This is a genomic window from Sphingosinicella microcystinivorans, from assembly GCF_003634215.1.
GTDB classification, from domain to species: domain Bacteria; phylum Pseudomonadota; class Alphaproteobacteria; order Sphingomonadales; family Sphingomonadaceae; genus Sphingosinicella; species Sphingosinicella microcystinivorans.
In genome coordinates, this window is record NZ_RBWX01000010.1 from 252,625 (window position 1) to 268,349 (window position 15,725).

The following is a 15,725-nucleotide window of genomic DNA, read 5'->3' on the forward strand; positions in this document are numbered from 1 at the left end:
TGGGACTCTCGTTTTTAGTGACGGGCTTCAAGGGCGCACGCGTGTTGTCGAGCCTTGCCCGCCACGTCGTGCGGGAAGCGCCAGGCTTCTCCCCGCCGCCAAAGACGGTGTTGGCGACTTTTTCTCTTTTCTCTTCAGAATTTTCAATTATTGAAAATATGGCCGGATTGGGAGAAGGAGGGCGCGATGAGGTTCGTACGGATGGGCCGCTTGATAGGCGTGCTGGCGTTGCTTTGCGCGACGAGCCCTGCCTTCGCTGATCGTTTCGATCCGGTTCGCACGGCCATACGCGAGCAGATTGTGGAGAGCGGCGTGCCTTCCATTGCCGTTGCGGTAATGCAGGACGGCAAGATCATCTGGGAGGAGGGCTTCGGCTGGGCTGATCGCGAAAAGCAGATCGCTGCGGATGCGCATACCATGTATTCGCTCGCATCGATTTCGAAGCCGATTACGGCCACCGGGCTGATGACGCTTGTTCAGGGCGGGAAAATCGATCTCGATCGTCCCGCTGGCGATTATCTCGGCAATGCGAAGCTGACGGCTCGGGTCGGCGACGCGAGAGATGCGACTGTGCGGCGCATCGCGGGGCATACAGCGGGCTTGCCTCTTTACTATCAGTTTTTTTACGAGGATGAACCGGTTGCCCGTCCGCCGATGGGAGAAACCATTCAGCGCTATGCCAATTTGGTAACCGCGCCGGGTGAGCGATACCAGTATTCCAATCTCGGCTTCGGCATCCTCGACCATATCATCAGCCGCGTTTCGGGCAGCAGCTATGCGGATTTCATGCGTCGGGAGGTTTTCCTGCCGCTTGGATTGACCCGCACGACGGTGGATATAGGGCCGGGTCTCGAACCGTATACGGCGACGCGCTACGACCAAAACGGACGGCCGATACCCTTTTATACGTTTGACCATCCCGGCGGCTCGGCGGTCTTTTCGAGCGCGCACGATCTTGTTCGTTTCGCCGGGTTCCACCTGAAGAACCGTTTGCCGGGACAAAAGCAGATCCTTGGCGCAGCGATGATCGATGAAATGCATCGTCCCATCGATCCGCAGGCCGACCGTGAGGAGGGAAGCGGTTATGGCATTGGTTTTAACGTGCGGACCAAGGACGGTTACCGTGTCGTCTCGCATTCGGGCGGCATGGCAGGTGTCGCCACGATCATGCAGCTTTTTCCCGATCGCAACGTCGCCATAGTGGTTCTCACCAATTCCAGCAGCGCAGCGCCGCGCATCATTGCCGATAAGATCGCCGCAACCATGCTGCCGGGCTGGAAGCCTTCACCGGTGCCGACAGAACCGGAAACACGGCCATTTTCGCCCACGCCCGCTCTTGTGGGAACATGGAAAGGCACGTTGTCGACGCCCGAGACGGAGATGCCGGTCGAGCTCGTCTTTCAGAATGACGGGCTGATCCGTGCCACGTTCGGCAACCAGTTGCCGACGCTCGTTTCCAAGGCTCGGTTCGAGAGGGGCTTTTTCGATGGCGACCTGAACGCGCGTATCCCGAACCCCGATGTCCGACGCTACAGCTATTTCGTGCACCTTGCGCTGAAGTTGGACGGTGCGATGCTCCGCGGTGCCGCGACTGCGATCGGGGATACGGACAACGACCGCGTTCGCAATGCGCTTACGCATTGGCTGTCGCTGACGAAGCAGCCCTGAGCGGCTTGTATCAATTCACGATTTCCTTGCGCACTTCCGACTGATATCAGCGGCGCTGGTCAGGTTCGGAAATATGACGGGCGCGCGCCGCGCCTCGTGTGCTGTTATGGGAAGCGTATGGCCGAAACCTTTGCCGCGGCGGGACCAACCCGTTTCCAGTTGGCGCTGCCATCGATCGCGGAAACCGCGTTCTGTTCCAATCTCGACGCTGCCGGCATCAGCTATGCGCGGATCGACCCCGCCTCGCTGTTCGGGGCACCGCTAGCAAAGCTGCCGCTGATCGTCTCGGGGAAAGCCGGTCTTGTCGCCGGGACAGTGCAGCCTTTGGCGGACATCGGAATTCTATCCAAAGCTGCACCAGTTATAGTCATTCTGGACGACGATGCGTTGGACGACGCGATATCCGTTATGGATATTGAAGGTGTCGAACTGGCCGTATGGCCGCTTGAGGCCGAGGACATCTTGAGCATTCTTCAACGCATCGACATCGGGCAGGGCTTTGCGGCGGGCGTTCGCGAGACGGGACGCGATGCCTTTGTGCAGATCGGTATGCTGAGCGATGAGGTGAGCCGTATTGCCGATCAGCTCGCGCGCCTTGCGAGCATGAAGGATGGGCCCGTGCTGCCCGTGGCTGTGACGGACCGCAGCGCTGCGGAAACCGCACGGAGTATCCGGGAGATCATCCGCAAGCGGCAGGTGCGCAAGCAGTTCTTTCCGGCCGAACTCTTCGCCGATCCGGCCTGGGATATCATGCTCGACCTTGCCGCCGCTCGGCTGGAAGGCAAGCAGGTCAGCGTCTCCAGCCTCTGCATTGCCGCCGAGGTGCCGACGACGACGGCGCTCCGCTGGATCAAGGGTATGACCGACGCCGGGATGCTGGCGCGGCGCAGCGATCCCGAGGACGGACGCCGGAGCTTCATCGACCTGTCCGACGAGGCGGCCGAGGCAATGGACCGCTACATCGCACTCGTCGACAGCGGCGCAATCTGATCCAGCCTAGAAGGGCAGCAGGCTCTTCTTCTTGGAAAAGCGCAGATAACCGGCGTTAACGCCAAGTCGCCAGCCCACGCCAAGCTTGATCGGCACGATCACAACATCGCCGCGCTGCACGTACTGAGCGGACAGGCCGCCGATGATGTAGGCCTTGCCTTCCGCGGCGGGATAGGCGCGGAACAGCTCCTCGGTGTCGTAGAGTTTGTAGATGAGAATGAACGTCTTGCTGCCGTCGGCGCCGACATCGAAGCCAATGGACGGCCCGCGCCAGTAGATCGGCATTTCGCCTTCCACCTTGTGGTAGAGCTTACCCTCACCATAGCGCACACCGACGCCGATGGCGCCGCCGCCTTCGCGCCCGGCGATATAAGCGTTGGGCTGGCCGAGATCCTTGAAAACCGTTTCGATCATGCGCGCGAGACCTTCCGCGCCGCGTCCGAAGACGTTTTCGGCGGCGGTGAGCACTTCGCTCTGGCTGAAGACGGGCTGCAGGTCGCCGTCACCCACCGCCCCGGGAGCGGCATCGGCGGCGGGTGCCGCGGGAACGCCACTTTGCGCGGAGGGCTCGGACGGGGGCGGAGGCGGCGGCGCGGTCGGGGTCTGGGCAACCGGCGCGGTCGAGGGAGGCACTTCGGCGGATATCGTTCCGTACGCTGCCTCGCTTCCCGGAACCGGTGCCAGATCGGCATTGGCATCCTGCGCGTGCGCAGTGGCTGCGAGGATCATCATCGAAAACACTGCCAAACCGGCCCGGCCCATACGAAACATCAACCCTAATCTCCCGCTTCAGTGACGGTTTCGGAGAGACCATGCGACGGGGAGTCCCCGAAATCAATGGCACCTGCCGCAGCGTTACTTGAAAGCCGCACGGCTGAACCCCGCTTGAACCGACAGATACTTAGTATGCGTCACACTCTTGTCACCCGCTGCGTGGCATGTTGAAATATGGCTCAAATGAGTCCGACTCGGCATCGGAAGGCCATACTGGGGAGAGAAACGTGGCGTTGCAGAATGATATTGCACGCGTTTCGGTACGCGTCATGAGCGACATTCGGCCGGCTTCTGAGGCACTGCGCGACATCGTGGCGCGCGCCGATCCGAGCTTCCGGATCGCGATCAGCGACAACATCTGCTCGAAACGCCCTATGGTGGACGAAGAGGGAAATACGCTTTCCTCTGAAGTGTTTGGCTTCGTGAGCGATGAGGAGCGGCAGTGGAGCGAGCACCGCGTGGCGCTCAGCTCTCCGCTGCTTCGGGCGTGCCGTTATGAAAGCGAGCCGTTCTGGGCGAACGAAGAAGGCTTCCGCACGCAGCAGACGAACCCGTACCTGGAAGGTATCGACCTTTCGAACTTCGACAAAAGAGCGATGTGCCACGCTGCCGTTGTGATCCCCGTCCATCTTCCCTTCGGCCAGATCGGTGTTGCCGTGATCGGCTCGGCGCGAAATTTGAGCGACCTGTCTGAAGTGTACGAGACCTACGCCGATGCATGGGGCGTCTGCGTGCACCGCTTCCTTGCGGGCTATGTGAAGCTGATGCGGACGCGCAAATGGCTGCCGATGGACTGCCAGCTCACCAAGCGCGAGGTCGAGTGCCTGCGCTGGGCGGCCGTCGGCAAGACCGACAAGGAAATCAGCCTTATCCTTGCTCGGAGCCACGCGACGGTGCGCTTCCACATCCAGAACGCCGGCGAGAAACTCGACGCGGTGAACCGCAGCCAGACGATCTTCAAGGCCGCCCAGCTCGGCTATCTTGGGCTGGCGGCATAACGCCCGCGACGCGCGAAGTAGGCGAAGTAGAGGCCAACACCTAATATTCGGTGCGCTTCGGCGCCGATTGACGGCTGATGCGCTTCAAAGAGAAATCGGTATCATCTTCACATCAATTCCTATTTGGGAAGAGGACCGAAACCGCCGCCGCCGGGGGTTTCGATTTCCACGGCGTCTCCGGCCTGAACCTCGGCGCGGGCCGTTGCAGAGAGGGGTTCGAGCGTTCCGTTTGCACGGACCACACGGCCGGTGCCGGGCTTCGCATCTGATCCCCCTGCAAGGCCGAAGGGCGCGACGCGGCGGCGGTTGGCGAGAAGGCTGACGGTCATCGGTTCGAGGAAGCGCAAGCGGCGAACCACGCCGTCGCCGCCCTTGTGAAAACCCCCGCCCCCCGAACCGCGCCGGACGACGAAGTTTTCGACGCGGACGGGGACGCGGAGTTCAAGCACTTCGGGATCTGTCAGGCGGCTGTTCGTCATGTGCGTCTGTACGGCGTCCGTGCCGTCGAAGTCCGGACCCCCGCCAGAGCCGCCCGCGATCGTTTCGTAATACTGGTGGCGGGCGTTGCCGAAGGTGAGGTTGTTCATCGTGCCCTGCGCGGCAGCCATGACGCCGAGCGCGCCGTAAAGCGCGTCGCAGATGACCTGGCTGGTTTCCACGTTGCCCGCGACGACAGCGGCGCCCGCGCGCGGGTTCAGCATCGTGCCTTCGGGAACGATGAGCGTGATCGGTCGCAGGCAGCCCTCGTTCATCGGGATGTCGTCGTCGACGAGCGTGCGGAACACGTAGAGCACGGCGGCCCGGCAGACCGAGAGCGGAGCGTTGAAATTGTCGGGGAGCTGTGCGCTGGTGCCGGTGAAATCGACCCTGGCCGAGCGGCTTGCGTGATCGACGGTGACGCGGACCTCGACCGCGGCGCCATTATCCATCTCGTAGCGGAAATGCCCGTCCGACAGCGCGCCGATCGCCTGCCGTACGGCGGCCTCGGCATTGTCCTGCACGTGACGCGTGTAGGCTTCGACCGTATCGAGACCGAATTCGGCGATCATGGCGCGGAGTGCGTCTCCGCCGCGCGTGCAGGCGGCGACCTGCGCTTTCAGATCGGCAATGTTCTGGGCAGGATTTCGCGCCGGATAGGGGCCGGACGCGAGTGTTTTTTGCGTCTCGGTTTCGCAAAATGCACCGACCGAGACGAGCAACTGGCTGTCGAAGAGGACGCCTTCCTCGTCCAGCGTCTTCGAGTCCGGCGGCATCGAGCCGGGGGTAAGGCCGCCGATGTCGGCCTGATGGCCGCGCGCTGCCGTGTAGAACAGGATGTCGCCGCCATCGGCGCGGGCGAACACGGGGGCGACGACGGTGACGTCCGGCAGGTGCGTGCCGCCGTTCATCGGGTTGTTGAGCGCGAAGGCATCTCCGGGGCGCATTCGCCCGCCGTGCGCGCGGATGACGGCGCGCACGCTGTCGCCCATCGATCCAAGGTGGACGGGCATGTGCGGCGCGTTGGCAATGAGGCCGCCTTCGAGGTCGAAGAGCGCGCAGGAGAAATCGAGCCGCTCCTTGATGTTCACCGAATGCGCCGTGGTCTGAAGCGCGATGCCCATTTCCTCGGCGATGGCCATGAAGCGGTTGTTGAAGATTTCGACCATCACCGGATCGGCGTCGGTGCCGAGCGCGCGCTGCGCGGGCAGGGGGACGACGCGGCGGAGGATGAGATCGCCGCCGGGTGAAACCTTGCCGCGCCAGCCCGCGTCGATGACGGTGGTGGCGCCGTCTTCGAGGATGACGGCGGGGCCGTCGACAGCCGTGCCGGGAGTGAGCGCGCCGCGCGCGAGCACAGGCGCCTGCGCAGGCGCGCCGTTCACGATCATCGTGCAGGTGGAGGCGTCCTGCGCCGCGCTTTCCACGCGAATGGGCGGGGCAGGCCAGTGGCCGACCGCCTCCACGCTCACCGCTTCAATGACCAGCGCGCCGCCGGGCATCACATAGCCGAAGCGGGTGCGGTGCTCCGTTTCGAAAGCCGCGCGCATGGCGTCGGGCGCGGCGAGGGGGAGGGTGAGGCCGCTATCGGCACCGGCATAGCGAAGTTCGGCCCGGCGGGAGACGGACACGCCCGCGAGGTCGTCCGCCTGTGCGGCGAGCGCGGCGCGGGCGTCGGCTTCGAGCGTGTCGGCAAGCGCTTCGGCGGACGCGATGCCGCTATCCAGCGGCGCGCCGAGCGTGCGTTCGCGCAGGGCGGTGAGATCGGCGAGGCCCATACCGAGCGCCGAGAGCAGCCCGGCGAGTGGATGCACATAGACTTCCCCGATGCCGAGCGCGTCGGCGACCTTGCAGGCGTGCTGGCCGCCCGCGCCGCCGAAGCTGGAGAGTGTGCAGGTGGTGACGTTGTGGCCGCGCTGGATGGAAATCTGGCGCACGGCCTTCGCCATGTCGTCGACCGCGATGGCGATGAACCCTTCCGCGAGCGCTGCGCCGGTGATGGGGCGGCCGGTGGTGGCGGAGACCTCGGCGGCGAGCGCGTCGACGTGGCGGACCACGGCGTCTCGGTCGAGCGGTTGATCGCCGCCGGGCCCGAAGATCGCCGGGAAATGCGCGGGCTGGATACGGCCGAGATAGATGTTGCAGTCGGTGATGGTGAGCGGCCCGCCGCGCCGGTAGCTCATCGGGCCGGGGTTGGCGCCTGCCGATTCCGGGCCGACGCGCAGGCGTGTGCCATCGAAGCGGCAGATCGATCCGCCGCCGGCGGCAACCGTGTGGATCGCGAGCATCGGCGCGCGGATGCGTGTGCCCGCCACGACCGTCTCGTGCGTGCGTTCGAAGCTGCCAGTGTAGAGCGAAACGTCCGTGGAGGTGCCGCCCATATCGAAGCCGACAATGCGGTTCATGCCTGCCGCCGCTGCCGTCTTCGCCATGCCGACGATGCCGCCCGCCGGACCGGAGAGGATCGCGTTTGCGCCGCTGAAGGCGCCTTCGCCCGCGAGGCCGCCGCTCGATTGCATGAACATCAGGCGTGTCGCGGGATCGAGCTTTTCCGTCACCTGTCGCACGTAGCGGCGGAGCGCCGGGGAGAGGTAGGCGTCGGCCACGGTGGTGTCGCCGCGCCCGACGAGCTTGATGAGCGGGGCGATTTCGTGGCTGACGGAAATTTGGGTGAAACCCGCGGCTTCGGCGAGATTTCTCAGGCGGCGTTCATGGTCGGGGTAGCGGTAGCCATGCATCAGCGCGATGGCGACGGCGTTGATGCCGCGCGCGCGGGCTGCGGCGAAACCTGCAACTGCCTGCGCCTCGTCGAGCGTGCGGACGACCTCTCCGTTCGCGCCCACGCGCTCGTCGATCTCCAGCACTTCGGCATAGAGCGGCGAGGGCTTCGTGATGGCGCGGGTGAACAGCTTCGGGCGGGCCTGATAGCCGATGGAGAGCGCATCCGCGAAGCCGCGCGTGATCGCGAGCAGCGTCGGCTCGCCCTTGCGTTCGAGGAGCGCGTTGGTGGCGACGGTGGTGCCCATTTTCACCGACGCGACATTTGCATCGGGCGCATGGCCGAGCAGGCGGGTGATGCCGGCGATCGCGGCGTCGGCATATTGCTCCGGGTTTTCGGAAAGCAACTTTGCGGTTTTCAGCGTACCATCGGGCGCGCGCGCGACGATATCCGTGAACGTGCCGCCGCGATCGATCCAGAATTGCCAGCCCTGCTCCATATGTATTCGGTTACAGGATGCCGCCGCCAAGCCAAAGCCGAACCGACGCGAGGATCAGCACGAAGATGTTGAGATTGCGGCCGGCGTTGCTGTCCGACAACGTTCCGATGCCTGCGCCGAGCGCCGCGATGGGGAGTGCCAGCCAGTTGACGAGGCCGATTAGTGGGAACAGGCCGACGATGCCGACAACGAGCGCGACAAGACCGATGAGGACGGAGATGAGGTTCAGCATTCGGGTTCCAGTGTGTCGTTCGACTATAACACCAATTTAGGTTGTCCTCGCGCGTTGGCAAGATGCAGGGCGTGATGATCGACCCGATGGACCTCCGCGAGTTCCTGCTTGCTCACGCCCGCGCGCGGGAGAGCGTGACCTATGCCGAGGCGCTGGGAGCGTTCGGCTACAGCTTCTCGCGCCCGAAGATGCGGGCTCTGTGCAAGATCCTCGGCGACGTGGACGCCCATGCGCGGGGGCGCGATGAGCCGGAGTTGGCGGTTCTCGTCGTCCGCCAGTCCGACAGGCTGCCGGGGCAGGGCTGGTGGGTTGCGGGCGGCGCGGAAGGGTACAAGGGCCTGTGGGAAGGCCCGGGCGCGCGGCGGCATGTAGCGAAACTGCAGAAGCGCGTGTTCGATTATTGGGCGGGGCGTTAGCTTAGAGCTTCCGTGCCGAGAACGTGTCGCACTGGTTCGGATCGCCGGTTTCGTAGCCGCGCTTGAACCAGCTCATGCGCTGCGCTGAGGTGCCGTGTGTGAAGCTGTCCGGCACGACGTAGCCCTGCGACTGGCGTTGCAGGCGGTCGTCGCCGATGGCGTTCGCGGCGGTCAGCGCCTCTTCGATGTCTCCGGGTTCGAGCTGCTGCTGGACGGTACGCGCCCAGAGGCCGGCGTAGCAATCCGCCTGAAGCTCCATCTTCACCTGGAGGGCGTTGCCTTCGGCCTTGCTAACGCGGGCCTGTTGCTGGCGGAGCTGGTTTGAAAGGCCGGTGATCGTCTGCACATGATGACCGACCTCGTGCGCGATGACATAGGCCTGCGCGAAGTCGCCGCCCGCGCCGAGCTGGTTTTCAAGCTGATCGAAGAAGCTGGTGTCGATGTAGATCTTCTGATCCGCCGGGCAATAGAAAGGCCCGGTCGCGGACTGTGCGGTGCCGCAGCCGGACTGGCCGACGCCCGCATAAAAGACGAGCGTGGGTTCGGGATAATCCTGGCCGGATTGCTTGAAGAAGCGGTTCCACGTGTCTTCGGTGTCGGCGAGGACGGTGCAGGAGAAGCGGTGGAGGTCGCTGCGTTCGCAGCCCTGGCCCTCGCCCGGCGTGGCGGGCGCCTGCTGCTGCGCCGGGACGCTGCCCTGCTGCGAGAGGCCGCCGAGAAGCTGCATCGGATCGACGCCGAAGACGAGCGCGAGGACGATGACGATGACAAGGCCGCCACAGCCCATGCCGCCCTTGCCGCCGATCGGGAGCCTGCCGCCGCCCATCGGGAAGCCCATGCCGCCGCGCCCGGTCTGGTCTTCGACGTTGTCGCTCATTCTGCGGCCGCGCCAGCGCATGGATCGTCTCCCCGTTGTTTGTGCGGCGAAAGTATCCGCTTGCCGCGCAGGCGTAAACTATTCGGCCAAGGCCTCGTCGATAACTTCGTAGATGCGGGAAAGATCCGTGTCGTCCGTGCAATAGGGGGGCATCAGATAGACGGTGTTGCCGAGCGGGCGGAGCAGCACGTCGCGATCTCGGAATGCCGCGAGCAGGCGCGGGCCGAGCGCGGAGAGATAGTCGCCCTTCGTGTCTTCCACCTCGACCGCGGTGATCGTGCCGATCTGGCGGGCATTGCGGATGCGCGGGTGGGCGGCGAGTTTCGCGAGGTGGACGCTCTGGCGCCCGGCGAGATCGGCGATGCGATCAAGCACCGGCTCTTCGCGCCAGATCGCGATGTTGGCAACGGCGGCGGCACAGGACAGCGGGTTCGCTGTGAAGCTGGACGAATGGTAGAAGAGCTTGGCGCGGTCCTTCGAGAGGTGCGCCTCGAAGATCGGCGGGGTCGCGAGCGTGACGGCAAGCGGGACGGCGCCGCCGGTAAGGCCCTTCGCGAGGCAGAGGATATCGGGGACGATGCCGGCCTGTTCGCAGGCGAGCAAGGTGCCGGTGCGACCCCAGCCGGTCATCACCTCGTCGGCGATGAAAAGGACGCCGTGGCGGCGGCAGATGGCGTGCATCTCGCGGAGCGTTTCGGGACCGTAGATCATCATGCCGCCGGCGCCGAGGACAAGCGGCTCGACGATGAAGGCGGCGGGGTTTTCGGTGCGGCAGAGACGTTCGAGCGTGTCCAGCGTTTCCTGCTCGCGACCTGCGGCGGGGAAGGGGACGGTGCCGACGTCGAAGAGCAGCGGATCGTAGGCGGCATTATAAACGCCGCGTTCGCCGACCGACATCGTGCCGATGGTGTCGCCGTGGTAGCTGTGCTCCATGACGAGGATGCGGTGGCGCGCGCCGCGATCACGCCAGTAGCCGAGCGCCATTTTGAGCGCGACCTCGACTGCGGTGGAGCCGCTGTCTGAAAAGAAGACGTGCGCGAGCGGGGCGGGCAGCATCTCCACAAGCGCAGCGGCGACGGTTTCGGCGGGCTCGTGCGTCCAGCCCGCGAAGATCATCTGGTCGAGCTTCGTCGCCTGATCGGCGATGGCGGCCATGATGTGCGGGTGGCAGTGGCCGTGCGTCGTGACCCACCACGACGAGATGGCATCGATGATGCGGCGGCCATCGTCTGTGTAGAGCGCGCAGCCTTCGCTGCGGACGATGCGCGGGATCGGCTCCCCGAGGCCGTGCTGCGTGAAGGGATGCCAGACGGGCGAGGTCATCGGAAATCCTCCAGCCGGAAGGCGGACGCGAAGGCGGACGACAGAGACGGTGCGGTGAGAGCGACGCGGGGGAGGCGGCCGAGACGCCTGACCTTGCCGATGGCGCAGATGGTGGCTTCGCTGTCTTCGTTTGCGTCGCCGGAAAAGGCGATGCCGAGGATCGGGACGCCGCGGGCGCGAAGGGCTTCCACGGTGAGCAGGCTGTGGTTGATCGTGCCGAGTTCGGTGCGCGCGACGATGACGACGGGGAGACCCCAACGGGCGAACACGTCCGCATAAAGCAGGCTGCGCGTGACGGGCACGAGCGCGCCGCCTGCGCCTTCGACCACAAGCGGATCATGCGCGGGGAGCGCAAGGCGGTCGGGATCGATCTCGATGCCGTCGAGCTCGGCGGCGCGGTGCGGGGAGCAGGGCGTCGTGAGACGGTAGGCTTCGGGGAGGATGTGATCCGCAGGGAGGCCCGACAGCGCGGCGACGCTTTCGCTGTCGCTGCCGTCTTCAAGGCCCGCCTGCACCGGCTTCCAGTAATGCGCGCGAAGCGCGCCCGAGAGCGCGGCGGCGAATACGGTTTTGCCGATGCCGGTGTCGGTGCCCGTGACGACGATGCGGCTCATGCAAGCACGTCCTGAAAAACGGCGGCGAGCGCCGAAACATCGTCTTCCGTCGCGTTCAGCGTCAGCGAGATGCGCAGGCGCGAGGTGCCTGCGGGAACCGTGGGCGGACGGATGCCGCGCACGTCGAACCCGGCGGCCTGCACGGCGCCCGCTGCGCGCATGGTGCGGGCGTCTTCTCCGAGGATGAGCGGCATCACCTGCGAGCCGGAAATGAGTGCGCCGTGCGAGCCGAGCATACGCTCCGCATGGACGATGAGCGCGGCGAGCTTTGCGCGGCGGTCGTCGGCGTCTTCTATGATGCGCAGCGCCGTGCGGACTGCAGCCGCCATGAGCGGCGACGGCGCGGTCGAGAAGATGAAGCCGCGCCCGCGGTTGACGAGGAAATCGGTGACGACGGCAGGCGCGCAGACGAGCGCGCCTTCGCAGCCCATGGCCTTGCCGCAGGTGTGCAGCGTGATGACGTTCTCGCGTCCCTCAAGCGCGGCGGCGAGGCCGCGCCCGCCCGCGCCGAACACGCCGGTCGCGTGCGCTTCGTCAATGACGAGAACCGCGTCGTTCGCATCCGCAGTCGCGGCGAGATCAGCAAGCGGGGCGCGGTCGCCGTCCATGCTGTAGAGGCTTTCGACCGCAATCCAGACGCGGCCCGTGCCGCCGCGTGCGCGCCAGGCGGCAATCGCATCGGCGAAGGCATCGACGTCGTTGTGGGGCACGGCGACGGTTTCGGCGCGCGTGAGCCGCAGGCCTTCGTGAACGCTCGCGTGGATGAGATCGTCGTAGACGACGAGATCGCCGCGCTGGGGCAGCGTCGAGATAATCGCCGAGTTTGCCGTGTAGCCGGTCGCGAACCAGAGCGCACTTTCGGACCCGAAGAAACGCGCGGCTTCGGCCTCGAGCGCTTCGTGTTCCGCATGATTGCCACGCAGCAGGCGCGAGCCGCCCGAGCCGGCTGGCACGCCGCGCGCAACGGCCTCTGCCACGGCTTCGGCAAGCGCGGGATCGCCGGCGAGCGCGAGGTAGTCGTTCGAAGAGAAATCCGTGCCCGTGCGCGGTATCAGACGTCTGCGGCGGGAGGCGGCGTCGAGCCGCTGAAGATCGCTGGCGAGGGGCTCGAAAACTGACATGGCGCGCTGCCTAGACCAAGATGGGGCGAAGGAACACGCCTTTTTGATGCTTGCAGGATCGCGTTTTTGTCACCATCTTTCGAATCGAGTTCAACAAGCGCGAAAGGAGGTGACCGATGTCTCATGGTTCAGCGATGGGGTCGGTTCAGTTCGTTCGGGGGTATCGCGCCTAGGGCTTTCGCCTAAGGATTAGACGGGTTCCCGGGCCGGATTGCCGGCCGCTGACCCATGTTGAAAGGCCGTTCCGGAGCCATCCGGGGCGGCCTTTCTCCGTTTTTGCTGCAGTGCAACCTTTCGGGATGAGCTGAGCCATACCCGGGATAGGCCGATCCCTGCAGGCGTTTCCCCCGGAACCTTCGCGCTATGCTGCAGTTGCTAGATAGAGGGCTTTAATGTGCCCGATCAACGGAGAGGGAAAAGAATGAAGACCATGTTTCTGAAGGCTGCGGCTGTTTCGGTTCTGTTTGCCGCGCCGGTTACCGCGCAGGTTGCCGAACCGGCCGCGACACCCGCGCCTGCGGCCGCTGCTGCGCCTGCGGCCCCCGCCGCGCCGGCAGATGCGGCCGCGCCTGCACCGGCGGCTGATGCCGCTGTGACGACGGCTGTCGCCGTGGACCCCACCTCGGTTGTGGGTAACGTGCTTGCGACGCCGGAACTCAGCACGCTCGCACAGGCGGTGAAGGCCGCCGAACTGGTCGACGACCTTTCGCAGCCCGGACCCTTCACGGTGTTCGCGCCCAACAACGATGCGTTCGCGCGGCTGGGCGCCGGTACGGTTCAGCAGCTGATGCAGCCCAATGCCAAGGCGCAGCTTTCGGGCCTGATCAACTATCTCGTGATCCCCGGGAAAATGTCGCAGGCCGATGTGGTCGCGGCGATCGAAGCGGGCGGCGGCAAGGCTGAGGTGAAAACCGTGCAGGGGAGCACGCTGACCGCGACACTGGACGCCGGCATCGTCAAGCTGACCGATAGCCAGGGCAATGCCACCTACATCACCAAGCCGGATGTGAAGGCTTCGAACGGCGTCGTCCACGTCGTCAACGGCATTGTGGTGCCCGCCCAGGGTTAACCACGGCGGGCGGATCCAATCCGTTCAACACTTTACAGGAACGCCCTGCGCCCCTATGCGGCGTGGGGCGTTTCCATTTTGGGCGAATCTGCCCTTTTTATCCCTGATATCCCCATTATCCACAGGCCCGTCGGGTCATTTTTCGCTTTGGCGACTCACGGATTCGTGAGACCTTCAATGCGTGGTCGGAAGGCGGTGAAAGCCCGGAAACGGGCGGAAACTCCCGGAAAACCACCAGGGTCGCGGTTCATTCCCTGTATGCGGCGCGAGAGCGAAGCCCACGGGAAATACCGATGGTCCTCGATACCGGAACCCCCGGCCCGAAAGCCCGCCCGTGCGAAGCACAGGCGACGTGGATGGACCCCGGCGAACGGCATCGAAATGCGAAACCGGCCGATCCCCCCGGGACCGACGGAGACGCAAGCCCCGAAGCCTGAACATCAGCCGCATGGCTGAATGGCGCAGGACCAACGGAGCGAGTGGGGGCTGGCCGAAAGGTCAGCCCCCGTTTGCTTTGGAGGAACGGATTCCGCCCAGGCCGGGCTGCAAAGCGCGGCTTTCTGCGCTTCCGGTGCTCACGTACCTTTAGTACGTTCCGCTCCGGTTCTCGAAACCCACACTTTTCGCCTCGGCCTGAACGAAATCCATTCGTCCAAAGCACCGCGTCTTCAGATCATTCCGCTTCGCGTTTCAGGACTTCCTGGCGGACGCGGACCGAGCGGGTGGCGATGCCGGTTTCGATGAGGAAGATGATGAGGCCGGTGACGATGAGCGCCATCGCGGTAATGAAGAGAACGGCGACGATGGTGCCCACTGCGGCGTCCGCAAGATCGCCCACGAACAGCACGCCGATGACGAGACAGATGGCGAGCGCGCTCGCGACGCACGCATAGATCGCCCAGTGTACCAGCACCATGCGCCGATCGAGCACAACAAGCTCGGCCATCGCGCGGCTGCGCATCGTTTCGTCGTAGCCAGTGATGTCCCGTTCGAGCGCGCGGGCGCGATCCACGACGCGACCCAGCCGGTTCGCCATGACGTTCAGTAGCGCACCGATGCCCGCGATGAGAAAGACCGGCGCAATCGCGAGCTGAACGGCGTGGCCGATGTCTGCGATCTGCACGCCGATGAAGGGGGAGGAGGCCATGATCCGTACCCTTGCCGCGCGTGCGTTGTCAGTCAATCGGCTATGGGCGGCGCGTCACGCCTGATCAGGCGGCGTATCGTAGAAATCGACGCGCATCTTCATCGGTCCGAGCGGTTCGACGAAATGATCCTGCTGCGGCAGCAGGAGACCGGACCCGCCCTGTTCCAGCACAACGGCCGATGGTGGATCGACGTAGGTAAGCTTCAGGCGGCCTTCCAGGACGCGGACGATGCCCCAGACGCCTGCTTTCGTATTGTGCCGCCTGCGGAGCGCATCGGGCAGGGTGCGCTCGTCGAACACCGGCGTGGAGCGATAGGGAGCAGGCATTTCAGGCGACCTGCCGGCCGGCCGCTCCGGGCCGGTGGAACATCGCGTACTGAAGGCTCTCGCTGATACGCTGTGCCTTTTCCTGGAGCGCCGCGGCGGCGGCGGGCGCCATGACATCGCTCGTCGTCCGTGCCCAGAGCGCGAGCCAGCGATCGAACAGGGCGGGGGTGATGCGACGAACATGCTTCAGATGCGCCATCATCGGGTTGCCCTTGTAGCGCCCGCTCGTCAGCATCACCGAGGACCAGAAAGCCGACAGCTTCTCAAGGTGTTCCGGCCAATCGCTGATAGAATCGTTGAAGATGAGGCCAAGCTCCGGATCTGCCCGCACGCGCGCGTAGAACAGGTCGATCAGCGTCTTCAGCCGGTCGTCGTCGATGTCGTTGTCCATTCGGTGGCTCCGACTCGTTTTTGCACGTCACCAATTATGAGCTTTGAAAGATGTATTTAAAATACATATAATGTGCGTGCGGC

15 protein-coding genes are annotated in these 15,725 nt (G+C 64.9%); 5 read left to right on the top strand and 10 right to left on the bottom strand.

Annotated features, from left to right (window positions below):
• Nucleotides 1-186 precede the first annotated feature (186 nt).
• Both DFR51_RS15835 and DFR51_RS15840 read left to right on the top strand, forming a co-directional pair.
• Nucleotides 187-1,668 (top strand): serine hydrolase domain-containing protein, encoded by a 1,482-nt coding sequence (locus tag DFR51_RS15835; RefSeq protein ID WP_121052982.1) that lies wholly within the window; start codon nucleotides 187-189, stop codon nucleotides 1,666-1,668.
• 117 nt (nucleotides 1,669-1,785) lie between these two features.
• Complete coding sequence (locus tag DFR51_RS15840; protein ID WP_121052983.1) at nucleotides 1,786-2,658, top strand: helix-turn-helix domain-containing protein; 873 nt, start codon at nucleotides 1,786-1,788, stop codon at nucleotides 2,656-2,658.
• A gap of 6 nt (nucleotides 2,659-2,664) precedes the next feature.
• On the opposite strand, the gene DFR51_RS15845 is transcribed toward DFR51_RS15840, so the two are convergent.
• Nucleotides 2,665-3,390 (bottom strand): DUF1134 domain-containing protein, encoded by a 726-nt coding sequence (locus DFR51_RS15845; RefSeq protein WP_243445433.1) that lies wholly within the window; start codon nucleotides 3,388-3,390, stop codon nucleotides 2,665-2,667.
• 311 nt (nucleotides 3,391-3,701) lie between these two features.
• Here DFR51_RS15845 and DFR51_RS15850 point away from each other — a divergent pair, with 311 nt between their 5' ends.
• Complete coding sequence (locus tag DFR51_RS15850; RefSeq protein ID WP_243446573.1) at nucleotides 3,702-4,430, top strand: helix-turn-helix domain-containing protein; 729 nt, start codon at nucleotides 3,702-3,704, stop codon at nucleotides 4,428-4,430.
• Between the two features lie 119 nt (nucleotides 4,431-4,549).
• Here DFR51_RS15850 and DFR51_RS15855 read toward each other — a convergent pair whose 3' ends face one another.
• Both DFR51_RS15855 and DFR51_RS15860 read right to left on the bottom strand, forming a co-directional pair.
• Nucleotides 4,550-8,125 (bottom strand): hydantoinase B/oxoprolinase family protein, encoded by a 3,576-nt coding sequence (locus tag DFR51_RS15855; protein ID WP_121052990.1) that lies wholly within the window; start codon nucleotides 8,123-8,125, stop codon nucleotides 4,550-4,552.
• Nucleotides 8,126-8,135: 10 nt separating this feature from the next.
• Nucleotides 8,136-8,357, bottom strand: a complete 222-nt coding sequence (locus tag DFR51_RS15860; protein WP_121052991.1) for a hypothetical protein — start codon at nucleotides 8,355-8,357, stop codon at nucleotides 8,136-8,138.
• A gap of 41 nt (nucleotides 8,358-8,398) precedes the next feature.
• On the opposite strand from DFR51_RS15860, the gene DFR51_RS15865 reads away from it, so the two are divergent.
• Nucleotides 8,399-8,773 carry a ribose-phosphate pyrophosphokinase gene (locus DFR51_RS15865; protein WP_243446574.1) on the top strand — a complete coding sequence of 125 codons (375 nt, stop codon included), beginning with the start codon at nucleotides 8,399-8,401 and terminating at the stop codon, nucleotides 8,771-8,773.
• Nucleotide 8,774: 1 nt separating this feature from the next.
• Here the strand turns inward: DFR51_RS15865 and ypfJ are convergent, their stop codons facing one another.
• Genes ypfJ through DFR51_RS15885 form a run of 4 tightly spaced genes read right to left on the bottom strand, consistent with a single transcriptional unit; the run spans nucleotide 8,775 to nucleotide 12,708 of the window.
• A complete protein-coding gene (ypfJ, locus tag DFR51_RS15870) occupies nucleotides 8,775-9,671 on the bottom strand; it encodes a KPN_02809 family neutral zinc metallopeptidase (protein ID WP_121052993.1) in 897 nt (298 codons plus the stop codon).
• Nucleotides 9,672-9,728: 57 nt separating this feature from the next.
• Complete coding sequence (locus tag DFR51_RS15875) at nucleotides 9,729-10,973, bottom strand: adenosylmethionine--8-amino-7-oxononanoate transaminase (protein WP_121052995.1); 1,245 nt, start codon at nucleotides 10,971-10,973, stop codon at nucleotides 9,729-9,731.
• Nucleotides 10,970-11,587 carry a dethiobiotin synthase gene (bioD, locus tag DFR51_RS15880; RefSeq protein ID WP_121052997.1) on the bottom strand — a complete coding sequence of 206 codons (618 nt, stop codon included), beginning with the start codon at nucleotides 11,585-11,587 and terminating at the stop codon, nucleotides 10,970-10,972. Before bioD ends, DFR51_RS15875 begins: the two co-directional genes overlap by 4 nt.
• The gene (locus DFR51_RS15885; protein WP_121052999.1) at nucleotides 11,584-12,708 is read right to left on the bottom strand and encodes an 8-amino-7-oxononanoate synthase; all 1,125 of its coding nucleotides are present in this window, start codon (nucleotides 12,706-12,708) and stop codon (nucleotides 11,584-11,586) included. The genes bioD and DFR51_RS15885 overlap by 4 nt, the downstream gene beginning before the upstream one ends.
• Nucleotides 12,709-13,129: 421 nt before the next feature.
• Between DFR51_RS15885 and DFR51_RS15890 the strand changes: the two genes are divergently transcribed.
• Nucleotides 13,130-13,777 carry a fasciclin domain-containing protein gene (locus tag DFR51_RS15890; RefSeq protein WP_121053001.1) on the top strand — a complete coding sequence of 216 codons (648 nt, stop codon included), beginning with the start codon at nucleotides 13,130-13,132 and terminating at the stop codon, nucleotides 13,775-13,777.
• A 673-nt stretch (nucleotides 13,778-14,450) separates the two neighbouring features.
• On the opposite strand, the gene DFR51_RS15895 is transcribed toward DFR51_RS15890, so the two are convergent.
• From DFR51_RS15895 to DFR51_RS15905, 3 genes are read right to left on the bottom strand one after another with little or no spacing between them, the layout of a single operon-like run.
• Nucleotides 14,451-14,924, bottom strand: a complete 474-nt coding sequence (locus DFR51_RS15895; RefSeq protein ID WP_243445431.1) for a DUF2721 domain-containing protein — start codon at nucleotides 14,922-14,924, stop codon at nucleotides 14,451-14,453.
• A 54-nt stretch (nucleotides 14,925-14,978) separates the two neighbouring features.
• Entirely contained in the window at nucleotides 14,979-15,251 is a 273-nt protein-coding gene (locus tag DFR51_RS15900) for a TehB family protein (protein ID WP_121053003.1), read from the bottom strand.
• Nucleotide 15,252: 1 nt separating this feature from the next.
• On the bottom strand, nucleotides 15,253-15,642 hold the full coding sequence (locus DFR51_RS15905; protein ID WP_121053005.1) for a group III truncated hemoglobin: 390 nt from the start codon (nucleotides 15,640-15,642) through the stop codon (nucleotides 15,253-15,255).
• Nucleotides 15,643-15,725: the final 83 nt, after the last annotated feature.